Annotated in this window: 18 protein-coding genes; 4 read left to right on the top strand and 14 right to left on the bottom strand. The window is 72.9% G+C overall.

Annotated features, from left to right (window positions below; translation table 11 throughout):
* Positions 1 to 242: 242 nt before the first annotated feature.
* The 8 genes from ACIQRL_RS22155 to infC all read right to left on the bottom strand — a co-directional run bounded on the left by ACIQRL_RS22155 (position 243) and on the right by infC (position 9,529).
* The gene (locus ACIQRL_RS22155) at positions 243 to 1,490 is read right to left on the bottom strand and encodes a PP2C family protein-serine/threonine phosphatase (protein WP_401333926.1); all 1,248 of its coding nucleotides are present in this window, start codon (positions 1,488 to 1,490) and stop codon (positions 243 to 245) included.
* A 329-nt stretch (positions 1,491 to 1,819) separates the two neighbouring features.
* On the bottom strand, positions 1,820 to 4,324 hold the full coding sequence (gene pheT / locus ACIQRL_RS22150; protein ID WP_401333923.1) for a phenylalanine--tRNA ligase subunit beta: 2,505 nt from the start codon (positions 4,322 to 4,324) through the stop codon (positions 1,820 to 1,822).
* Positions 4,324 to 5,451 (bottom strand): phenylalanine--tRNA ligase subunit alpha, encoded by a 1,128-nt coding sequence (gene pheS, locus ACIQRL_RS22145; protein ID WP_401333921.1) that lies wholly within the window; start codon positions 5,449 to 5,451, stop codon positions 4,324 to 4,326. Before pheS ends, pheT begins: the two co-directional genes overlap by 1 nt.
* 182 nt (positions 5,452 to 5,633) lie before the next feature.
* Positions 5,634 to 6,806 carry an ATP-binding protein gene (locus ACIQRL_RS22140; protein WP_401333919.1) on the bottom strand — a complete coding sequence of 391 codons (1,173 nt, stop codon included), beginning with the start codon at positions 6,804 to 6,806 and terminating at the stop codon, positions 5,634 to 5,636.
* A 53-nt stretch (positions 6,807 to 6,859) separates the two neighbouring features.
* Positions 6,860 to 7,720: a TrmH family RNA methyltransferase gene (locus ACIQRL_RS22135; RefSeq protein WP_401333916.1), complete on the bottom strand. Its 861-nt coding sequence runs from the start codon at positions 7,718 to 7,720 to the stop codon at positions 6,860 to 6,862.
* Positions 7,721 to 7,986: 266 nt separating this feature from the next.
* Positions 7,987 to 8,370 (bottom strand): 50S ribosomal protein L20, encoded by a 384-nt coding sequence (rplT, locus tag ACIQRL_RS22130; RefSeq protein WP_328454349.1) that lies wholly within the window; start codon positions 8,368 to 8,370, stop codon positions 7,987 to 7,989.
* A 96-nt stretch (positions 8,371 to 8,466) separates the two neighbouring features.
* Complete coding sequence (rpmI, locus tag ACIQRL_RS22125; RefSeq protein ID WP_006374321.1) at positions 8,467 to 8,661, bottom strand: 50S ribosomal protein L35; 195 nt, start codon at positions 8,659 to 8,661, stop codon at positions 8,467 to 8,469.
* A gap of 106 nt (positions 8,662 to 8,767) precedes the next feature.
* Complete coding sequence (gene infC, locus ACIQRL_RS22120; RefSeq protein WP_401334466.1) at positions 8,768 to 9,529, bottom strand: translation initiation factor IF-3; 762 nt, start codon at positions 9,527 to 9,529, stop codon at positions 8,768 to 8,770.
* 444 nt (positions 9,530 to 9,973) lie between these two features.
* Here infC and ACIQRL_RS22115 point away from each other — a divergent pair, with 444 nt between their 5' ends.
* Complete coding sequence (locus ACIQRL_RS22115; RefSeq protein WP_401333913.1) at positions 9,974 to 10,330, top strand: DUF1844 domain-containing protein; 357 nt, start codon at positions 9,974 to 9,976, stop codon at positions 10,328 to 10,330.
* A gap of 54 nt (positions 10,331 to 10,384) precedes the next feature.
* Here ACIQRL_RS22115 and ACIQRL_RS22110 read toward each other — a convergent pair whose 3' ends face one another.
* Positions 10,385 to 11,116 carry an SseB family protein gene (locus ACIQRL_RS22110; protein WP_401333910.1) on the bottom strand — a complete coding sequence of 244 codons (732 nt, stop codon included), beginning with the start codon at positions 11,114 to 11,116 and terminating at the stop codon, positions 10,385 to 10,387.
* 149 nt (positions 11,117 to 11,265) lie between these two features.
* Here ACIQRL_RS22110 and ACIQRL_RS22105 point away from each other — a divergent pair, with 149 nt between their 5' ends.
* A complete protein-coding gene (locus ACIQRL_RS22105; RefSeq protein ID WP_401333907.1) occupies positions 11,266 to 12,237 on the top strand; it encodes a serine hydrolase in 972 nt (323 codons plus the stop codon).
* A 195-nt stretch (positions 12,238 to 12,432) separates the two neighbouring features.
* Here ACIQRL_RS22105 and mycP read toward each other — a convergent pair whose 3' ends face one another.
* Entirely contained in the window at positions 12,433 to 13,839 is a 1,407-nt protein-coding gene (mycP, locus tag ACIQRL_RS22100) for a type VII secretion-associated serine protease mycosin (protein WP_401333905.1), read from the bottom strand.
* On the bottom strand, positions 13,836 to 14,669 hold the full coding sequence (locus ACIQRL_RS22095) for a hypothetical protein (RefSeq protein WP_401333902.1): 834 nt from the start codon (positions 14,667 to 14,669) through the stop codon (positions 13,836 to 13,838). The genes mycP and ACIQRL_RS22095 overlap by 4 nt, the downstream gene beginning before the upstream one ends.
* A 1,045-nt stretch (positions 14,670 to 15,714) precedes the next feature.
* Here ACIQRL_RS22095 and ACIQRL_RS22090 point away from each other — a divergent pair.
* Complete coding sequence (locus tag ACIQRL_RS22090; RefSeq protein ID WP_401333899.1) at positions 15,715 to 16,374, top strand: hypothetical protein; 660 nt, start codon at positions 15,715 to 15,717, stop codon at positions 16,372 to 16,374.
* 951 nt (positions 16,375 to 17,325) lie between these two features.
* A complete protein-coding gene (locus ACIQRL_RS22085; protein ID WP_401333896.1) occupies positions 17,326 to 18,528 on the top strand; it encodes an amino acid deaminase/aldolase in 1,203 nt (400 codons plus the stop codon).
* A 132-nt stretch (positions 18,529 to 18,660) separates the two neighbouring features.
* On the opposite strand, the gene ACIQRL_RS22080 is transcribed toward ACIQRL_RS22085, so the two are convergent.
* The 3 genes from ACIQRL_RS22080 to ACIQRL_RS22070 form a co-directional block, all read right to left on the bottom strand.
* On the bottom strand, positions 18,661 to 19,584 hold the full coding sequence (locus tag ACIQRL_RS22080; protein WP_401333893.1) for a DUF2510 domain-containing protein: 924 nt from the start codon (positions 19,582 to 19,584) through the stop codon (positions 18,661 to 18,663).
* 98 nt (positions 19,585 to 19,682) lie between these two features.
* Positions 19,683 to 20,474 carry a 3-oxoacyl-ACP reductase gene (locus ACIQRL_RS22075; protein WP_401333891.1) on the bottom strand — a complete coding sequence of 264 codons (792 nt, stop codon included), beginning with the start codon at positions 20,472 to 20,474 and terminating at the stop codon, positions 19,683 to 19,685.
* Positions 20,471 to 21,823 (bottom strand): aldehyde dehydrogenase family protein, encoded by a 1,353-nt coding sequence (locus tag ACIQRL_RS22070; protein ID WP_401334464.1) that lies wholly within the window; start codon positions 21,821 to 21,823, stop codon positions 20,471 to 20,473. The genes ACIQRL_RS22075 and ACIQRL_RS22070 overlap by 4 nt, the downstream gene beginning before the upstream one ends.
* Positions 21,824 to 21,830 lie beyond the last annotated feature (7 nt).

The raw sequence follows: 21,830 nt of genomic DNA, 5'->3' as shown, positions 1-21,830 counted from the left end.
TGTCGCGGAGAGTTTCGCACCGGTTGACTGAAATGCCTCGCAAGAGGCCGGCCGGGCCGCCGGCTCCCCCTCGTACAGTACGGCGGCCCGCTCCGCGCCGTCCGCCCGGCCGCCTGCCCGACACTCCGTGGCCGGGCGGACGGGAGCCGGCCCGGCGGGGGCGACCGCGGGACCCCGGTCGTCCGGGTGCGGGTCCCGTGGCCGGTCGCCTCCGGGACCCCGCGAGGCACAGGCAACCACTCCTAGCGAGGCACGTGTTGGGATACGCGGCCCTGTTTCAGGGCGACGGGCCGACGGTCGTTGTGCAGCACCAGAAGGGCCACGTCGTCGTCCGGCCGCCCGCCGGTGTGGCGCAGCAGCCCGGTGAAGACCGCGCGCAGCACGGCCTGCGGTACGACGGGCCCGTCGCGGACGGCCGCCGCGAGCTCCGGGAGCAGCGGAAAGAACCGCCCCCGGGTGTCCCGTGCGTCCTCGACACCGTCGGTGTGCAGGAAGAGCCCCTCGCCGGGCCGGAGTCGGCCGCAGGGTTCGGCCGGGAGACCGGCCGGGAGCGGGAACGGCCCGAGCGGGGGCAGCGGTTCGGCACGGACGAGGGGCCGGACGCAGCCCCTGCCGAGCAGATACGGCCAGGGATGGCCGCAGTTGAGGGCGCGCACCTCGCCGTCGCCGCGGATCTCCAGGAGCAGGACGGTCACGAACTCCTCGGCGGCCGGGCTGTCGGGGTCGAGTGCGGCCGAGAGCTGCTCGGCCCGGTCCCGCCCGCGCAGATGCCGGGCCAGCGCCCGTTCGAGTCTTCTGAGGACGTCGCCGAGTTCGGGTTCGTCGTGCGCGGCCTCGCGGAAGCTGCCGAGGACGGCCGCGACGGTACCGAGGGCGCCGAGTCCGTGCCCGCGGACGTCCCCCATCACGACGCGCACTCCGTGTTCGGTGGCGATCGCCTCGTACAGATCGCCGCCGACGCTCGCGCCGTGGTCCGCGGAGAGCTGGGCGGCGGCGAAGTCCAGCCCGTCGATGCGCGGTGGGAGCGGGCGCAGCAGGACGTTCTGGGCGGCTCCCGCGACCTTGCGGATCTGCCGGAGCTCGCGCAGCAGCGTTCTTCTGACGTGGAGTATCAGACCGGCGCCGACCGCGAAGAAGACGGCGCTGGTGACGATGCGGGCACCGAGCCCGTTCTGCGGAGCGAGCGGGCAGGCCATCTTGTACGAGATCGCCAGCGCGCCCCAGACCGCGGGCAGCCCCAGGTTCACCGCCCGGCGCAGCGGCGGCCGGCCGGCGGTGCGCCGGACCCGGTCGCCAAGGCCGCCGCGTGTGCCGCCTCCGCACCCCTCACGGGTGAACCCGATACGGGGTCTGCGGCCGCGCACCGCGCGGGCGAATCCGGCCCTCAGCCGGTCACGCCGACGCCGCGGCCCGAGGACCGCCCTGGCCGCGTTCCGCGAAGGTGTCCGGAGGGTGGCCCTGCGGGGAGCCCCGGTCTTGATACGGATCATGCCGATTGGCCCCCCAATAGGCACTGACAGCACAGACGGGCCTCGGAGAGACCGGTCCGATTCTGTCGAGCGCCCGACCCGGCCGGGTCGACCTCCCGGACATGTCACCCGAATGAGTGAGGTGTCTTCGGACACGCGCATTTATGCAGGCGGGAGCTGCGGAAGCCCTCGTCGGAAGCCCGGAAAGGCCCGGCGCCCGGGCGCCTGGACCCCCTGGAAACGGGCGCCGGGAACCCCTGGAAAACGGCAGCGGGGAACCGCGCGCCCGGCCACGAACGATCCGCGGCCACCGAACGGCGCACAGTTCCCCGGCACGGCCGGTGGAGTTCCTAGGCTCCGCGCAACACGGCTCCCGTGCGCTCGGCGGCCAGCGCCACCGCCGCGTCGCGGGCCGCGGAGGCCTCGTCGACGGTCAGCGTGCGGTCGGCGGCACGGAACCGCAGCGCGTAGGCGAGGGACTTCTTGTCCTCGCCGAGCTGCTCGCTCTCGTACTCGTCGAACAGCCGGATGGACTCCAGGAGTTCACCCGCGCCCTCGTGCAGCGCCGCCTCGACGTCCCTGTGCGGGACGGTCTTGTCGACGACCAGCGCGACATCCTGCGTGGCGACCGGGAAGGTCGAGATCTTCGGGCCCTTGGGGTGGCCCGAGCTCGCCCGCTCCAGCGCGTCCAGGTCCAGCTCCATCGCGCAGGTGCGCGCGGGCAGGCCCAGCGTCTTCAGCACACCGGGGTGCAGCTCACCGGCGTACCCGATGACCTGCTCCGCGCCGTCCACGACGACCGCGAGTTCGGCGCAGCGGCCCGGGTGCCACGGCCCGTACTGGCCGGAGCGGACGAGGAGTTCGGTCCCCGCCTCGCGGGCCAGGGTGCGCGCGGCCTCGATCGCGTCGGCCCAGTCGGCCGGGCGGCCCTTGCCCCACCAGCCGGCCTGCTCGCGGGCGCCCGCGAGGACGACGGCGGCGTGCCGGGGCTGGACGGGAAGCGCGGCCGTCAGGGACGCGATCTCCTCGTCGGTGGGACGGCGGTCGACGGGCAGCCGCCCGGCGACGCGCAGTTCCTCCCGGGGGTGGAAGACCAGGCCGGTCTCGAAGAGCGCCAGGTCGTGGCTGCCGCGTCCGTCGTTGCGGCGCAGGGCGTGCAGCAGGCCCGGCAGCAGCGTCGTACGGAGCGCGGGCTCCTCGTCGGAGAGCGGGTTGACCAGCTTGACGACCTTGCGCTTCGGGTCGTCGTCGGCCAGGCCGAACTGGTCGAGGACGTGCTCGCCCATGAACGGGTAGTTCAGCGCCTCGACGTATCCGGCACCGGCCAGCGCGCGGCCGATCCGGCGGTGCAGCCGCTGCCGGTCGGTGAGGCCGAGGCCCGCCGGGGGCTTGGGCAGCGTGGAGGGCAGGTTCTCGTAGCCCTCCAGGCGGATGACCTCTTCCGCGAGGTCGTTCGGGTCCGTCAGGTCGGGCCGCCAGGACGGCACGGTGACGATCAGCTCGTCCTGGCCGTAGACGTCGCAGCCGACCTGCTGGAGGCGGCGGACGACGGTCTCGCGGCCGTAGTCGACACCGGCCACCTTGTCCGGGTGGTTCGCCGGGATGGTGATGGTGTGCGGCGCGGACGGCGCGATCACCTCGGTGACCCCGGCGTCGGCGGTGCCGCCCGCGAGGAGCACGAGCAGGTCGACGGTCCGCTGGGCCGCCGCGGAGGCGGCCTGCGGGTCGACGCCGCGCTCGAAGCGCTTGGACGCCTCGGAGGCCAGCTTGTGACGGCGGGCCGTGCGGGCGATCGAGATCGCGTCGAAGTGCGCGGCCTCGATGACGACCTCGGTGGTGGTGCCCTCGGTGTCGTCGATCTCCGTGTTGGCGCCGCCCATGACGCCCGCGAGGCCGATGGGGCCGCGGTCGTCGGTGATCACCAGGTCTCCGGCGTCCAGCGTGCGCTTGACGCCGTCGAGGGTGGTGAGCTTCTCGCCCTGCTCGGCCCGGCGCACGCCGATGGTGCCCTGGACGCGGCTGCGGTCGTAGGCGTGCAGGGGCTGGCCGAGCTCCAGCATCACGTAGTTGGTGATGTCGACGGCGAGCGAGACCGGGCGCATGCCGGCCTTCTGCAGCCGGCGCCGCAGCCAGATCGGGGACTGCGCGTCGGGGTCGAGGCCGGTCACCGTACGGGCGGTGAAGCGGTCGCAGCCCATGGGGTCGGAGATCTGCACCGGGTAGCCGAACGCGTTCGGGGCCGGTACGTCGAGCAGCGCGGGGTCGCGCAGCGGCAGGCCGTACGCGATGGCGGCCTCGCGGGCCACGCCGCGCAGCGACAGGGCGTAGCCGCGGTCGGGCGTGACGGCGATGTCGAGGACCTCGTCGACGAGCTGGAGCAGCTCGATCGCGTCGGTGCCGGGCTCCGTCTCCGGCGGCAGCACGATGATGCCGCCGGAGCCGTCGTCGCCCATGCCCAGTTCGTCGCCGGAGCAGATCATGCCGTGCGAGGTCTTGCCGTACGTCTTGCGCGCGGCGATCGCGAAGTTGCCGGGCAGCACGGCGCCGGGCAGCACCACGACGACCTTGTCGCCGACGGCGAAGTTGCGGGCGCCGCAGACGATCTCCTGGGGCTCACCGGTGCCGTTGGCGGTGCCGACGTCGACGGTGCAGAAGCGGATGGGCTTCTTGAACTCCGTCAGTTCCTCGATGGTGAGCACCTGGCCGACGACCAGGGGGCCCTTGAGGTCGGCGCCGAGCGGCTCGACCGTCTCGACCTCGAGGCCTGCCGAAATGAGCTTGGCCTGGACGTCGCGCCCGGTCTCCGTCGCCGGCAGGTCGACGTACTCCCGCAGCCAAGAAAGCGGGACCCGCATCAGATCTCCATCCCGAACGGCCGGGTGAACCGGACGTCACCCTCGACCATGTCTCGCATGTCTTCTACGTTGTGACGGAACATCAGCATCCGTTCGATGCCGAACCCGAAGGCGAACCCGCTGTACTTCTCCGGGTCGACGCCACAGGCGACCAGCACCCGCGGGTTGACCATGCCGCAGCCGCCGAGCTCGATCCAGCCCTCGGAGGAGCAGGTCCGGCAGGGACGGTCGGGGTTGCCGACGGACTCGCCCTTGCAGACGTAGCAGAGCATGTCCATCTCGGCGGACGGCTCGGTGAAGGGGAAGTAGTTCGGGCGCAGCCGGGTCTTCATGTCCGAGCCGAAGAGCGACTGGACCATGTGGTCCATGGTGCCCTTGAGGTCGGCCATGGTCAGGCCCTCGTCGACGGCCAGCAGCTCGATCTGGTGGAAGACCGGGGTGTGCGTGGCGTCGAGCTCGTCCGTGCGGTAGACGCGGCCGGGGCACACGACGTAGACGGGCGGCTCCCGGTCGAGCAGGGCGCGGGCCTGCACCGGCGAGGTGTGGGTGCGCAGCACGACACCGGACTCGTCGCCTTCCGTGCCCTGGGGGCCCTGGACGAAGAAGGTGTCCTGCATCTGCCGGGCCGGGTGGTCGGGCGTGAAGTTGAGGGCGTCGAAGTTGAACCACTCCGCCTCGACCTCGGGGCCCTCGGCGACCTCGTATCCCATGGACACGAAGACGTCCGCGACCCGCTCCATCATGGTGGTCAGCGGGTGCCGGGCGCCGGCCGGTACGCGGTCGTAGGGCAGTGTGACGTCCACCGCCTCCTCGACCAGTACGCGGGCGTCGCGGTCGGCCTCCAGCTCGGTCTGGCGGGCTGCGAGGGCCTTGTTCACGGCGCCGCGGGCCTGGCCGACGAGCTTGCCGGCCGCGGCCTTGGCCTGCGGGGGCAGCGCGCCGATCTCGCGGTTGGCGAGGGCCAGCGGAGAGGTGCCGCCGGTGTGGGCGACCTTGGCCTCCTGGAGTGCGTCGAGGTCACCGGCGGCCGCGAAGGCGGCGAGCGCCTCGTCCCGCATGCGCTCGATCTCTTCCGGTTTCAAGGCCTCGACCTCTACAGGGTCGTACGACTTATTAGGTGCCGACATCTCTTCCCGTGCTTCCGGTTGGCTGGCTGAGGGTCCCCGTCATCGACTCGGAGACGCATCGTCCGCAGATGAGTGGACGCAAAGGTGCCAAAGGCCGAGTCTAACGGGGGTGGGGGCCTGCCCAGGACTGGGCGTCCTCGCGGTGCTCCCGTGCGGATGAGCCCGTGGGGGCCGCTGCGGCGTTACAGAAGATACGCCGGGGTGCCCACGGGCAACGTAAATCGGAACTCGGCGCCCCCGCCGGGGGCACGTCCGACGGTGATGGAACCGCCGTGGGCTTCGACGATGCCCTTGACGATGTAGAGCCCGAGGCCGGTGCCGCCGCGCTTGCTGCCCCGCCAGAAGCGGGTGAAGACGCGGTTCATGGACTCCTCCGGGATTCCGGCGCCCTCGTCGCTCACGGTGACCGACGTGACGGCGCTCGCCGTGCCCTCGTCGTCCCGCTCACGCGGGGAGGCCGAGGGTGCCACGTCAATGGTGACGGTTCCCTCGCCGTGCCGCACCGCATTTTCGATCAGGTTGCTGAGCACCTGGTCGACCTTGTCGGGGTCGGCCCAGAGGTCGGGCAGGGGCTGCTCGATGCGCAGCAGGAAACGGTCGGCGGGCTGGCCCGAGGCGACGTACGCCTGGATGTGCCGGCCGACGGCGGCGCCTATGTCGACGGGCTGGCGCCGCAGTTCGAGGCGCCCGGAGTCGATGCGGGAGATGTCGAGGAGCTCGGCGATGAGCCGGGTGACGCGGTTCGCGTCGGCGTCGACGGTCTCCAGCATCAGCTTCTTCTGGTCGTCGGTGAAGCGTTCCCACTTGGCGAGCAAGGTCGCGGTGAAGCCCTTGACGGAGGTGAGCGGCGAGCGCAGTTCGTGGGCGACCGTGGCGATCAGCTCGGCGTGGCTGCGCTCGGTGCGGCGGCGGGCCTCGGTGTCGCGCAGACACACGACGACCCGGCGGACCGGTCCGGTGGGCCGGGTCCGCACATACCGCGCGGAGACGAGGACCTCACGGCCGCCGGGCAGCAGCAGGTTCCGCTCGGGCTGGCTGTTGCGGATGGCGAGACCGCCGTACGGGTCGGTCAGCTGCCACCAGCGGCGGCCTTCCAGGTCCTCCAGGGGGAGCGCCGATTCGAGCCGGCGGCCGAGGGCCTCGGCGGCGGGGACCGCGGTGATCCGGGCGGCGGCGGCGTTGAAGCAGATGACCCGGCCGTGTTCGTCGGCGACGACGATTCCGTCGGGCAGGTCGTCGGGGTCTATGCCGAGACCGGGACCGGCTCCGGCGGTGTCATCGTGCCGGGACGCGGATGTGCCGCGCACGTCTCGTGCTCGCAGCGCGCTCTGGGCACCGCCCGTGCCGACACTCATCCCCGTACCCCACCTCTCGTCTGGCGCAGAGGGCCCCCGAGCCCGTCACCCTACTAGCTGCCGGTGACGGAACGGCACCCTGTGGAGGCGCGCTGTGCACGGGCGGACGCGTAGAGACATACGGCCGCGGCCGTGGCCAGGTTCAGGCTCTCGGCCTTTCCGTGGATCGGAACGCGCACGACCGCGTCGGCCAGCGCGCGGGTCTCCTCCGGAAGCCCCCAGGCCTCGTTGCCGAACACCCAGGCGGTGGGGCCGCCCATGGTGCCCTTGTCGAGCTCGTCGTCGAGGTCGTCCTCGCCCGCGCCGTCGGCGGCGAGAATGCGGACGCCCGCGTCCTTGAGTCCCGCCACGGCCTGCTCGACGGGCACGCCGACGGCGACGGGCAGATGGAACAGCGACCCGACGGAGGCCCGTACGGCCTTGGGGTTGTAGAGGTCCACGGACGCGTCGGTGAGGACGACGGCGTCGGCGCCCGCGGCGTCGGCGCAGCGCAGCACGGTGCCGGCGTTCCCGGGGTCGCGCACGTGCGCGAGGACGGCGACGAGTTTGGGTGCGGCCTTGAGGATGTCCTCGAAGGGGGTGTCGAGGAAGCGGCAGATCCCGACGAGACCCTGCGGGGTGACGGTCGTGGAGATGTCGGCGATGACCTGCTCTTCGGCGAGGTGCACCCGCGCGCCGGCCTGGCGGGCGTCGCCGATGATGTCGGCGTAGCGCTCGGCGGCGTCGACCGTGGCGAACAGTTCCACGAGGGTGGCGGTGCCGTCGGAGCGGTGCGCGGCGGCCTCCCGGACGACCTGCGGCCCCTCGGCGAGGAACAGCCGGTCCTTGCCCCGGAAGGTCCGCCTGGCGAGCCGCCGGGCGGCCAGGACACGCGGCGAGCGCGGGGAGATCAGCTCGGGGTCGGCGGGGGGCATGTTCTGGTTCACCTTCGGTATCTGTGCAGCTCGCTTGGCGGCGGGGGCGACTCCGCCCCCCCCGGGGGCGCGGGGCCCTGTCGATCCGCGGCTCCGCCGCGATGGGGGTCCCCCCTGTTCGAGCGGAGCCGCGAACTCGGGGGAGCGACCGGCCTGCCCCCGACGGCCCGCACCCGAACGACTACCCGTGGGGTCAGCAGCAAAGGACCCGCAGGTCTGAAAACCTGCGGGTCCTTTCGTCACATCGGCTCAGAGCCAGCGCAGCGTCACGCGGCCTTCGGCGCGTTGACGTCCGACGGCAGCGCCTTCTTCGCGACCTCGACGAGCGAGGTGAACGCGTTGGCGTCGTTGACGGCCAGCTCAGCGAGGATCTTGCGGTCCACCTCGATGTTGGCGGCCTTCAGACCCTGGATGAGGCGGTTGTACGTCATGCCGTTCTGGCGGGCCGCAGCGTTGATGCGCTGGATCCACAGCTGACGGAAGTCGCCCTTGCGCTTCTTGCGGTCGTTGTAGTTGTAGACCAGCGAGTGGGTGACCTGCTCCTTGGCCTTGCGGTACAGGCGCGAACGCTGACCGCGGTAGCCGGAGGCCGCCTCGAGGATTGCCCGGCGCTTCTTGTGGGCGTTTACTGCCCGCTTGACGCGTGCCACTTTTTAACTCCTTGTAGCGGGGCCGTGGTTGGACTCACACGACCCGAAATCGATTGGGTCCCGGTGCAGACGTACGGCGCGCTGGGCGCCGGTACGTCACTTGCCGAGAAGCTTCTTGATCTTCGCGGCGTCGCCCGGGGCCATCTCGGCGGTGCCGGTGAGACGACGCGTCACGCGGGACGACTTGTGCTCGAGCAGGTGGCGCTTGCCGGCACGCTCACGGAGCACCTTGCCGGAGCCGGTGATCTTGAAGCGCTTGCTGGCACCGCTGTGCGACTTGTTCTTCGGCATAGCGCCGTTCTCTCCTCGTCAGTGGCGTTCCGGTGCCCGGTCGCTGGACCGGGCACGGTGGAACGTCATATGTATGGATTGCCATCCCGGGACATGCGCCCTGGGATCAGGCCTCGGCGGATGCCTCGGCCGGGGCCTCGACGGACTCGGCCTCGGTGGACTCGTCCTCAGTGGACTCGTCCTCGGTGAGCTCGTCCTCGGTGAGCTCGTCTTCGGTGAGCTCACCGTCGGCGATGTCATCGTCGGCGGCGTTCTGCGAGCGACCCGGGTTGGCCTTCGCTTCCGCCTTGCGAGCCGCCTGAGCCTCACGGGCTTCGGCCATCGCCTCGGTCTTCTTCTTGTGCGGACCGAGAACCATGATCATGTTTCGGCCGTCCTGCTTCGGGTTCGACTCGATGAACCCGAGATCCTCGACGTCCGTGGCGAGACGCTGCAGCAGTCGGTAGCCGAGCTCCGGCCTGGACTGCTCGCGACCACGGAACATGATCGTGATCTTGACCTTGTCGCCCTGCTTGAGGAACCGGACGACGTGACCCTTTTTGGTGTCGTAGTCGTGCGGGTCGATCTTCGGCCGGAGCTTCATTTCCTTGATGACCGTGTGCGCCTGGTTCTTGCGCGCCTCACGGGCCTTCATGGCCGACTCGTACTTGAACTTCCCGTAGTCCATGAGCTTGCAGACGGGCGGGCGAGCGCTCGCCGCCACCTCGACCAGGTCGAGGTCGTACTCCTGAGCAAGCTCAAGGGCCTTGGCAAGCGGAACAATCCCGACCTGCTCGCCGCTGGGACCGACAAGTCGCACTTCGGGAACGCGAATCCGGTCGTTGATGCGGGGCTCGGTGCTGATGGATCCTCCTCGGTAGCACCACACGGCGGTCTGGCGGACAGCCGCGTATGTCTCTGATGACATGTAGACCAACCACCGCAGGGCACGAAAAATGCCCCGGACGGGACACAGGCGGGGCTCCATGAATAACCGGAGCACCGCCGCGGTCAACCGCGGGGCGCACATTCGGGCGACTCCATCGTCCGTACGGAACGATGGCGGCCGCCTGACCGGATGACCCGCCGTCCCGGAGGACAGTCGGGTGGGAGATCGGAGCCTCCACTTGTGGGCCGGGCACATGTGTCCGGCCGGTCGTTACACAAGGTTAGCAGTTCCGCCGGGTACGCGCTAACCGGCGGCCTCCTCACCGCCTCTCACCGGGCGGAACACCCCGGAGGAAGCTCCGGCGGACCCGGCGGAGCGCCCCCTCGGCCCCCGCGGAGACTCCCGCGGACGGGGGCGCGCGTGCCGGGGCCTATCGTGTGGGGCATGAGTGACACCCCTCCCCAGAACCCCGACTACGACACCATGGCCCGCGACATCGCCGAGGTCCCCGCGGTCGAGGTCATCGTGACGGTCGCCGTGAACCTGATGAGCGCCGCCGCCGTGAAGCTCGGTCTCACCGAGGAGGGCGACGCGTACAAGGACCTGGACGAGGCGCGCAAGCTGGTCACCGCGCTCGCCGGGCTGCTCGACGCGAGCGCGACCGAGATCAGCTCCTTCCACGCGGCACCGCTGCGCGACGGTCTGAAGTCGCTCCAGCTCGCCTTCCGCGAGGCCTCGCTCGTTCCCGACGAGCCGGGCCAGGGCCCCGGCGAGAAGTACACGGGTCCCGTCTACGGCTGACCCGATCCGTACGTCGGTACGGACACGGACCTGTCCGCGCCCGTACCCGCGTACCTACCCGCGTACGTACAGGGGCTCGCCCGGAGGCGCCGCCTCGGCCGGCAGAAGTGCCAGGTCGAGGCCGCGCACCAGGCGGGCCCTCAGTGTTTCGTCGGCCGCGAGCCGCTGGGCCACCGCGCGGGCGGTCTCCGCGGGGGCGGCCGACGCGTCGAGCACGAGGGCGAGGGTTCCGTCCGCCGGACCGGGGCCGAGATGGGCGCGGACCACCAGGGGCTCGGCGGCGACCGCGGCCCGTACCGCCTCGACCACGGCGGGATCGGCGAGCGGGTCGGCGGTCGTACGTCCCTCGGCGAGCGCCAGCAGGGCGGACCCCGTGAGCTGGTAGGACACGGGCCCGGCCAGGTCCAGCACGATCGTGTCGGCCTTCTCGTGCGCCGCGGCCTCCAGGACCTGACCCAGTCGTGCGGCGACGGGGCGGGCCTCGGGGTCCCAGCGGGCCAGCGAGTCCGTGGACGTGAAGGCGGGCAGGGCCGTGCGGTTCCCGGCCTTGAGCGTGGGCACCGCCATGTCACTGGTCTTCTCGCGGCGCAGCCCGTTCTCGTCCTCCTCGACCTCGCCGAGAATCGCCACGACGGGCACGAGCAGCCGGGCGCTCCTGAGCGCCTCCAGGACCGGCGGTACGGCGGTGCGGTCCGCGGACCAGGCGGCGAGCGCCGCGCTCAGCCGGGGGTCGGCGGATCCGTCGTCGTCGGGGAAGCCGGGGTCGGGAATGTTCTTGTTCGCCACGGTCCCCGACCCTATCGGGGGGATGCTCCTGCGCTTGTGCGGCCCCTGAAACCCGGAGTTGACGGAACTCATGAGTTTCTCAGTATCCCCTGACACACCTCTAACACGGGTCTAACCGCGGACACAGCCCGGCCGTCCAGCATCACCGGATGGACCGTCACAGAGCACACGGGCGTCGCGCCCGGCCCTCCCGACGCAAGCCTCTCCTCTCCGTCGCGGTGGCCTCGGTCGTCCTCGTCGGCGCCACGGCGGCCGGGACCGTGTACATGAAGGCACAGGCGCACGACGGCCCGGCCGCCGTATCGTCGGCGGCGTCGGCGTCGGCGTCGCCCTCTTCGTCGCCGTCCGTGAGCGAGGAGGCATCGGTGGAACCCGTGGCGGAGCCCTCCGTGGACCGGGACGCGCTGCTCGCGAAGGCGCTGAAGTCGGTGACGGTGGCGGACGGCGTGCGGACCTCGGTCGCCGTCCTCGACGTCGACTCCGGTGAGAGCGCCGCCCACGGTGACGCCGCCTTCGACACCGCGAGCATCGTCAAGGTGAACATCCTGGCCGCGCTGCTGCTCCAGGCGCAGGACGCGGACCGGCATCTCACCGCGCAGGAGAGGACGTACGCCACGGCGATGATCGAGAACAGCGACAACGCGTCGGCGACCGCGCTGTGGACCGCGATCGGCAGGGCCGACGGCCTGGACGCCGCGAACAAGCGCTTCGGTCTGAAGGACACGGAGGGCGGCGACGGCGAGCTGTGGGGGCTGACGCAGACCACGGCGAGCGACCAACTCGCCTTGTTGCGCCAGGTGTTCGGGGACGCATCGAAACTGAGCAAGACCTCGCGGTCCTATCTCCAGGGGCTCATGGGCGCGATCGAGACCGACCAGCAGTGGGGGGTGTCGGCCGCCGCCGACGACGACTCTCCATGGGCCCTGAAGAACGGGTGGTTGGCCCGCAGCACGACCGGGCTGTGGGACATCAACAGCATCGGGCGGATCTCGGTCGACGGCCACGCCTATCTGGTGGCGGCCCTGTCGAACGGGAACTCCACGCAGGCGAAGGGCATTTCGCTGGTGGAGGCGGTGTCGAAGGCCGCGCTGTCGGCGTTCCAGGACACGGCCGAGGACTGAGAGCGCGGGCTCACGGGGTTCCCCGCGTACGGGGAAGTCCGGGGGCCGACCGCGAACGGCGCTCGCGGCCAGGGCGGTCCGGCCGATCGGGTCGCAGGAGGACGACGGCGCCGCGGACGCGCGGGCCGGCCCCCGCGTCTGCGGCGTGATTCGGCCGGACAGGTCCTAAGGCGGTCCCAAGGCCGGTCGACGGTCCTAAGGCCGGCCGAACGGGTGCGGGTCTCTGCGTCCGCGCCACAGGAACACCGCCGCCCCGAGCAGGGCCAGCCCCAGGGCGCCCGCGACGGGACCGGCCCAGTCGGCCGAACTGCCGCCGCTGTCCGGGGTGTCGGGGCCCTTGCCGAAGTACTTCTGGGCGTACGCAGCGGACTTGAGGCCCTGCGGCTTGAGCCGGCCGGCGGCCTTGATGGCGGCGGCGGGGTCGATGAAGCCGAAGCCGCGGGAGTCGTCGCGGCCCCCGGAGGGAACGTTGCGGGCGGTGTCCTCCAGGAGCTGCTTGATCTGGGCCGGGGACAGCCCCGGGTGGGCGGCCTTGATGAGCGCGACCGCGCCGGAGACGAAAGCGGACGCCGCGCTGGTGCCCCAGCCCTCGTAGTACCGGTCGTCCGGGTCGGCGATGACGACATCGACGCCCGGGGCGCTGACGGTGGCGTACCAGCGGCGGGTGGAGAAGGAGGCGTGGGTTCCGTAGCGGTCGACGGCGGTCGCCGCGATCACGCCGGGGTAGGCGGCGGGGTACGAGATGTGGTCGCCCTTCTCCCCGCCGTTGCCGGCCGAGGCGACGACGACGGCACCCTTCTTCAGCGCGTACTGGACGGCTTCGTCCTCGGCGGGCTCGGGGTGGGCGGACTTGGAGTCGTCTCCCAGGGAGAGATTGATGACGTCGGCGCCGTGGTCGGCGGCCCAGCGAATGCCCTCGGCGAGCGCGTTGCCCCGGGTGTTACGGGCCTTCGAGCGCGCCGGGTCACCGTCTTCGAGGATGACGCGGACGGGCAGGATCTTCGCCTCCGGGGCGATGCCCATGATGCCGTTGGCGTCACCCGGCCCGTGGCCGTGCCCGGCGATGATGCCCGCCATGGCGGTGCCGTGCCGGGCCCAGGCCCGGTCACCGCGGCTCGCGCCGAACCCGACCAGGTCCTTGTCGGCCAGCACGTTGCCCGCCAGGTCCGGGTGCCGGGAGTCGACGCCGGTGTCGAGGACGGCGACGGTGATGCCCTTGCCCTTGGTCGTACGCCACGCCTGCTGCGTGTGCATCGCGTCGAGGCCCCACTGCTGGGCCCGTATGCCGTCGGCGTGCGCGGCGGTCGAGGGCACCAGGGCGAGGGAGGCGGCGAGGAGTGCGGCGAGGGCGCCGGACCTGCGGGAGAGCCGGGGCCCGCGGACCGCGAGGGCCGCGCGGAGACGCCGGGCGTTGCCGGTGGCGGGGGCCGCGCCGGGCGGGTCCGGCATCGGGATCGGGCCGACCTGGGCGCTCTCCGAAGCCGAGGTCGTCGCTCCGGACATGCCGGGCGTGCCGGTCGCGTTGGGCATGCCGGGTGTGCCGGTCGCCATGGGCGTGCCGGTCTGCTGAATTCGGCGGGCGGGGTCGGCGTTGCGGCTCATGACGGCTTCTCCGTGGCCGAGGTGACGGTCTTGCGGAGGCCTCGCTCGACCCGGTCGGCGAGGCCCTGCGCCTCGTGGCCCAGGCCCGCCTGGGCGGCTGCCGTGGTCGAGTCCGGCTTCATCGCGTCGGCCGCGGGCTGCGGGGTGGCGACCGCGCGGCCGTCGGCGAACCCGGAGACCGCGTACACGACGACGGGGGCGTCCGTGAGGACCGACTCGGTCCAGGAGGCGCGCTGTGCCTTGCCGAAGCCCTCGGCGTCGGTGCCCTTCGCCGCGTAGGGGCGGGGCAGCAGGTCGGCGCGCCGGTCCAGGCCGTCCTTGCGGAAGCGGGCCTTCAGGGCCGTCATGCCCGCCGCGTCCGCCTTCGTGAACAGCAGGCCGACGGTGGTGACATGACTCCGGGTCGCGTCCACGTAGGTGGCACGCAGCAGCCGCAGGCAGCCGACGGGGGCGAGAGCCTGACGCAGCAGCGGGTCGAAGGCGTCCTTGCAGCCGGCGTCCGGGGCGACGGCGATCCGCGTCCAGGAGCGGTCGGAACCGCCGGGGCCCGCTCCGTCGCCGCGCACGGTCGGCGGGAAGAGCCGGTCCACGGGCACGGTGTGCCAGAGTGCTCCGGCCGCCGCGAAGGCACCAGGCGAACCGGGTCCGTCCGTGGTGTCGCCGGTGAGCCAACTCCCGGTCACCGCACCGCCGATGAGCCCGAGTCCGAGGACGACACAGGCAGCGGCGGCCACGGTACGGGACCGGCCCCGCCCTCGGAGCGAACGCGTCCGCGCGGTGTCACCGGCGTACGTCTCGGGCTCCCCGAACGTCACGAAGGGGCGCTCCACACCCGGGGCTCCCCCGGTGGGCGCTGCCGGCGCCGACGGGGTGAACGGGGGTGTGGCGGCAGAGGACACAAGGGAGGGCACGGACTGCTCGAAGCGCCCGGACGGCAGCCCCCGGCTCGCCTCAGCGACCCGCTCCCCGGAAACGGGGACCTGCCCCGCCCCTCCGGCCCGCCCGGACGCGGCGGCCTCGGACGAACGCAGGGGATCGCCGAGACGTGGGGGCCGGGAGGGGCGCGAGGGATCGGCGGGCCGTGAGGGCTGGGCCGGGCGCGAGGGATCGGTGGGCCGTGACGATGGGAGCGGGCGCGCCGGATCGGCCGGCCGCGAAGGTTGCGGCGGGCGAGAGGGGTCGGCGGACCGCGAAGACTGGGCCGAGCGCGAGGGGTCGGCAGCCCGTGAGGGCTGGGACGGGAGCGAGGAATCGAAGGGCCGCGCGGACTCGAAGGCGCGTGGCGGTTCCGCGGCCAGCGAGGGCTCGGAGGAGCCCGGGGACCCGGAGGGCCGCGGGGGCTCGAAGGCGCGTGGCGGTTCGGCGGACCGCGGGGACCCGGAGGGCCGCGGGGGCTCGAAGACGCGTGGCGGTTCCGCGGCCAGCGAGGGCTCGGAGGAGCCCGGGGACCCGGAGGGCCGCGGGGGCTCGAAAACGCGTGGGGATTCAGCGGCCCGCGGGGACCCGGAAGGGCGCGGGGGCTCGAAGACGCGTGGGGATTCAGCGGCCCGCGAGGGCTCGGAGGAGCCCGGGGACGCGGAAGGACGCGGGGGCTCGAAGGCGCCCCGAGGCTCGGACGGGCGCTGCGGCTCGGCGGGGTGCGACAGCCGGGCGGGGCGCTGTCCAGGGCGCTGCGTCCCGCCGGGCCGTGACGGTCCGTCGGTGTGCGGCGCCGCACCGGGACGCACCGGCTCGGCGGGCGCGGGCGGCACGTCAGGGAAGCGTGCGGAGGCCGCCGGGGGCGGCGGGGTCGACGACTCCGGCCCCGCCTCGGGGCGCAGGTGGGGGTAGCGCCGGGCCTCCGGCCGGGACGCGGATGCGGAACCCTGGGGAGCGGTGCCCGACGCGGAGCGCTCCGAGGCCGCCGACGGCGGGGCCGGGCGCTCCGAGGGGGATGCCGCGGAGCCGTACGAGGCGGTTTCCGAGGTGGCGCGCGGTGCGGTGGCCGGCGCCGTCGGGCGCTGCGCGCCGGACGGTGAGGTGCCGGTCGTCCCGGACGCCGCTGCCCCCGCCCTGGCGGACGAGCTGGACCACGGCCTACCGGGCGAGACGGACGCCGGCGCGGCAGGCGAAGCAGACCCGGGAGCGCCGGGCACGGCGGATCCCGGCCCACCGGCCGAGGCAGACCCCGACGCGGCAGGGTCCGCAGATCCCGGCGTACCCCTCGACGCGGCCCCCGGAGCGCCGGACGAGCCCGGCATCGCCCCGCCGGACGAGACGGGGCCCGTGACACCGGGCACGGCGGATCCCGGCCCACCGGCCGAGGCAGATTCCGACCCACCGAACGAAGCCGACCCCGGCAGACCAGGCGCGGCCGCCCCGGTGGCACCGGTGGAGGCGGCCCGCGGCGCGACAGGCGCGGAGAACCTCGACGCACCGGGCGCGGCAGACCCCGGCCCACCGGGCGACGCGAACCCCGGCGTGCCGGGCGAGGCCGATCCCGGCCTGCGGGCAGGACGCGGGGGCGTCGACGCATCCGAGGAAGGGGGCACCTGACCGGAAGGTGAAGCGGGCCTCGCGGCATTCGTCGTGCCGGACGTTTCGTCCGCTTCTGTCGACATGTCGAAGAAGTCGAAGGACCGCGGCGGCGAAGGCACCCGCGAGCCCCGTACGGGTCCCTGCGCGGACGCCGGCCCGGAAGCGGCAGCCGGGGTCGAAGGAGTCGAAGCCGGCTCCGGCGTCGACGCCGGAGCCGACGAGGGAGTCGGGGTGGACGTCGGTACGGAACCCTCGCCGGAGAATTCGAACCCGTCTCCGGCCGCGGATCGTCCGGCCGGCGAACCGGGCCACTCCCGCGTCGACGGGGGCCCGACCGGCTGGGGCGGCACCGACGGAGCCGCCCCCCGGGGCGGGCTCGCGGGGCGCGGCGGCACCGCGGCGGCGCGGCCGGAAGCGGCTTGTCCGGACCCGGACGGGGAACCCTGCGGGGTCGGCGGGGGATCCTCGGCAGACCAGTCCTCCCCGCCCGAAAGGGACGGCCCGGGCGACCGGAGCGGCTGCGAGGGAGCCGGTCCCCCGGGCGGCGTCGTCCCGGCGGACCGGTCCGCCGGGACCGGAGGAGTCGACGGCAGCGGAGGGTGGGCCGGCGCCGGTGGGGTCCGGGAAGGCTGCGGGGACCCGGCGGACGAGGCGGTGGGGCGCTGGGGATTCGAGGCACGCCGCGCTTCCGTACTCATGCACCCCCCGTTTCCTCGTACCGGGCTGTCGGCCGCCCCCGAACTCGGCGAGCCGTTTCGTCTGCGCGCCGGAGGTTCGCCACGGGCACGCATACCCGCACCGGTGGACCGTCACCCCCGGGCAGCGCCCACCGGAGCAAGGTCGTTCCTCCCTGCGTCCGCGTCACTCTACGGGTTGACGCGCGTCCGGCGGGAACCAGTACGAGGCGCCGGGGCATCTGCCCGGAACGTCCCCCTACCCTGCGGTAATCGAGTCTGGCAGTCTTCGCTCATGACTGCCCGTGCCGCCGACAGGGCCCGCTATGACCGGGCCACCGCTCACCTCGACGCCCCCGTCGCGATCGTGGACCTGGATGCCTTCGACGCGAACGCGGACGACCTCGTCCGCAGGGCCGGCGGCAAGCCGATCCGTGTCGCCAGCAAGTCCGTCCGCTGCCGCACCCTCCTGGAACGCGTCCTGGGCCGGGACGGCTTCGCGGGGATCATGTCCTTCACCCTCGCCGAATCGCTCTGGCTGGCCAGGTCCGGTTTCGACGACGTCCTGCTCGCCTATCCGTCGGCGGACCGCAAGAGCTACGCCGAACTGACCGCCGACCCCAAGCTCGCCGCCGCGGTGACCGTCATGGTCGACGACCCGGCGCAGCTCCGTCTCATAGACGAGGCACGCCAGGGGGGCACCGAGGTCGTGCGGGTCTGTCTGGAGCTGGACACCTCGCTCAAGCTGTTCGGCGGCCGGGTCAGGGTCGGAGCGCTGCGTTCACCGCTGCACTCCCCCGCCCAGGTGGCCGACATGGCCCGTGCCGTCGTCCGCGCTCCCGGGTTCGAACTGGTGGGGATCATGGCCTACGAGGGCCACATCGCCGGCGTCGGCGACGCGATCTCGGGACGGCCGCTGCGCTCGCGTGCCGTGCGGCTGATGCAGGCCACCGCCCGCAAGGAGCTCGCCCAGCGGCGCGCGGAGGTCGTCCGTGCGGTCCGGGCCGTGGAGCCGAACCTCGCATTCGTCAACGGCGGCGGCACCGGCAGCGTCCAGCACACGGCTGCCGAGGACGCGGTCACCGAGATCGCGGCCGGGTCGGGGCTCTATGTGCCGAGGCTCTTCGACAACTACACGTCCTTCAGCGGACGCCCGGCCGCGCTGTTCGCCCAGCCCGTCGTGCGCCGCCCGGGCGTGGGTGTGGTGACCGTGCTGGGCGGCGGATATCCCGCGTCCGGGGCCGCGGGCGCGGACCGGCTGCCCGTCCCGTATCTGCCGGAAGGGCTGTCGTACGACCCCCAGGAGGGTCCCGGCGAGGTACAGACCCCGCTGCTCGGCTCCCCGGCGGACGATCTGCTGATCGGCGACAAGGTGTGGTTCCGGCACGCGAAGGCCGGTGAGCTGTGTGAGCGGTTCGACACGCTCCACCTGGTCGAGGGCGATACGGTCACGGCCACCGTCCCGACCTATCGCGGAGAGGGCCACACCTTCCTCTGAGCCGGTGAGGGCCGCGTCTCCGCCGATCAGGCGGGGGCGGCCCGCTCCCGGTAACCGGGTGGCCGGACAGCCGCCGTACAGCCTTACAACCGGGTGGCTGGGACGACCGTCACCGGGACGGGTGGTCAGCGTTCACTTGGACGGGTCGATGCTGCTGCCCACACCGCCGCCCGCGTCCTTCTCGCCGACCGACCGGATCCCCTCGGTGATCCGGTCCATGTCGGACAGCGGCGGCCCGTCGGCGCCGGCGTCGAAGGCGAAGCGGACGATGACCGGGGACTGCGAGCCCACGCTGGACGGGAAGGCCAGCGACTCGACGTAACCCCCGGGCCCCACACCGGTCTTGACCTGCCAGCGCACGAAGTATCCGGCGCGCCCGGCGACGGCGACCGAGCCGGACGTCATCAGCCGGTGGGAGGTGACCCCCCGGAAGGGGCGGCTGCCGACGACGTCGTGGCCGTACGCGCTGTCGACGGCGTCCTCGATGTCCCCCTCGGCGAGGGCCTTCGGGGACGTCACATCGGTGGCCGTGGCCGTGCGCGAGACGACCCGGCCGTGCCGGCACAGGCCGGGGTCGCCCGGACACTCGTAGGTGCCCGGGGTCGTCAGCACCGTGTCGTGGTCGACGACGTACTGCGGTCGTGCCCAGCCGTCGAGAACCGGAAAGGTGATGCCGTCGAGTTCGTCCGTGACGACGGACCGGTCGCCGGCCGACGGCGAGGGGCCGCCCGATGACGGGGACGGGCCGTCGGTCACCGCGGGAGACGCGACGGCCGGCGTGGTCTGTGTCGCGGCCTGGCCGCCACCGTCGTCGTCGTGGCGCAGCAGCACGGCGCCCGTGACGATCGCGGCGACGAGGACCACGGCCGCCGTCCCGAGCGCCACGGCCTTGGCCCGGCCGGAGCCGCCACCGCTGGGCGACCGGGTCTGCACGAGGGGCTGTTGGGGTACCTCGGGCTGACGGCGGTGCTCGGTCCACGCGGCTCCGTCCCACCAGCGTTCGACGAGCGGGTACGACGGGTCGCGGTACCAGCCGGGCGGAGGCGACATGCTCATCCCGGCACTCTAGGACGTGCCGGGACGAGCGGTACACGGTGTACGCGAGGCCGGGCACGACCGGGCCGTGCCGCCCGCGGACCGTGCCCGTGGCCGGCCTACAGCGGCGTCACGTACGCGCCCGAAATACCCCCGTCCACCAGGAAGTCGGTGGCATTCACGAAGGAGGAGTCGTCGCTGGCGAGGAACGCGACGGCCGCCGCGATCTCGTCGGCCTCGGCGAACCGCCCGACCGGGATGTGCACCAGCCGGCGCGCGGCCCGCTCGGGGTCCTTGGCGAACAGCTCCTGGAGCAAAGGGGTGTTGACCGGGCCGGGGCACAGGGCGTTGACCCGGATGCCCTCGCGGGCGAACTGGACCCCCAGTTCACGGGACATGGCCAGCACACCGCCCTTGGAGGCCGTGTACGAGATCTGGGAGGTCGCCGCGCCCATCCGGGCCACGAAGGACGCCGTGTTGATGATGGAGCCCCTGCCCTGGCGGCGCATGTAGGGGATGGCGGACTTGCAACACAGGTACACGGAGGTGAGGTTGACCTCCTGGACGCGCTTCCATGCCTCCAGGCCCGTGTCCAGGATGGAGTCGTCGTCCGGCGGCGAGATGCCCGCGTTGTTGAAGGCGATGTCGACCGAGCCGTAGGTGTCGTACGCCGTCCTGAAGAGCGTCTCGACCTGCTCGGGGTCGGTCACGTCGACCTTGACGAAGATCCCGCCGACCTCCTCGGCCACGGCCTTGCCGTGCTCCTCGTCGATGTCGGCGCAGACGACGTGGGCGCCCTCGGAGGCGAGCCGGCGCGCGGTGGCGAGGCCGATGCCGCTGGCGGCGCCGGTGATCACGGCGGTGCGGCCGACCAGGCGGCGGCAGATGGTCTCAGGGGTGTCTGAAGTCACTGTGCGGGACCCTCCGTGCTGATGAAGACGTTCTTGGTCTCGGTGAAGGCGGTGAGGGCGTCCGGGCCGAGTTCACGGCCGATTCCCGACTGCTTGAAGCCGCCGAAGGGGGTCCAGTAGCGGACGCTGGAATGGGAGTTGACGGACAGGTTCCCGGCCCGGACGGCCTGGGAGACGCGCAGCGCGCGGCCGACGTCGCGGGTCCAGATGGAGCCGGACAGGCCGTAGTCGGTGGCGTTGGCGAGCCGGATCGCGTCGGCCTCGTCCTCGAAGGGCAGCACGACGGCGACGGGGCCGAAGACCTCTTCGACGGCCACGCGCGCGTCGGGCCCGACGCCGGTGAGGACGGTGGGCGCGAACCAGAAGCCGGGACCCTCCGGGGCCTTGCCCCGGATACCGGGCGCGTCGGCGTCGACGTAGGACCGTACGCGCTCCAGCTGGGCTCTGGAGATCAGCGGGCCCATCTGGGTCCGCTCGTCGGAGGGGTCGCCGACGACCACCGACTCGACCGCCGGGGCGAGGAGTTCGAGGAAGCGGTCGTGGACGGAACGTTGGACGAGGATGCGGGTGCGGGCGCAGCAGTCCTGGCCGGAGTTGTCGAGGAAGGACAGGGGAGCGGCGGCCGCGGCGGCCTCGATGTCGGCGTCGGCGAAGACGATGTTGGGGCTCTTGCCGCCGAGTTCGAGGGTGACGCGCTTGAGGAGGGCGGAGCCCTTCGCCAGCACCTGCTTGCCCACGGCCGTCGAGCCGGTGAAGACGATCTTAGCGACGCCGGGGTGTTCGACGAGTGCGGCGCCGGCGACGGGACCCGCGCCGGGCAGCACCTGGAGGAGATGGTCGGGCAGGCCCGCCTCCAGGGCGAGTTCGGCCAGCCGCAGCGCGGTCAGCGGGGTCGTCTCGGCGGGTTTGACGATGACGGCGTTGCCCGCCGCGAGGGCGGGTGCGGTGCCCCAGGCGGCGATGGGCAGGGGGAAGTTCCAGGGGGCGATGACCCCGACGACGCCGAGCGGTTCGAGGAGCGTGATGTCGAGGCCGCCCGCGACGGGGATCTGGCGGCCGGTCAGCCGTTCCACTCCCCCGGCCGCGTAGTCGAGCAGATCGCGGACGTTGCCGGCCTCCCAGCGGGCGTTGCCGAGGGTGTGGCCGGCCTCGCGGACCTCCAGGCGGGCCAGTTCCTCGATGTGGTCGTCGACGACGGCCGCGAAGCGGCGCAGCAGCCGGGCCCGGTCGCCCGGCGCGAGGGCGGCCCACCGGACCTGGGCCTTAGCGGCCCGTACGACGGCGTCCCCGACGTCCTGGGCGGTGGCGGCCGGGACGGTGGCGACGACCTCTTCGGTGGCGGGGTTCAGTACCTGG

This window comes from Streptomyces sp. NPDC091209 (genome assembly GCF_044757755.1).
Lineage (GTDB): Bacteria > Actinomycetota > Actinomycetes > Streptomycetales > Streptomycetaceae > Streptomyces.
The sequence above is the reverse complement of the archived record's forward strand: the minus strand, read 5'-3'. Positions and strand labels throughout refer to the sequence as shown.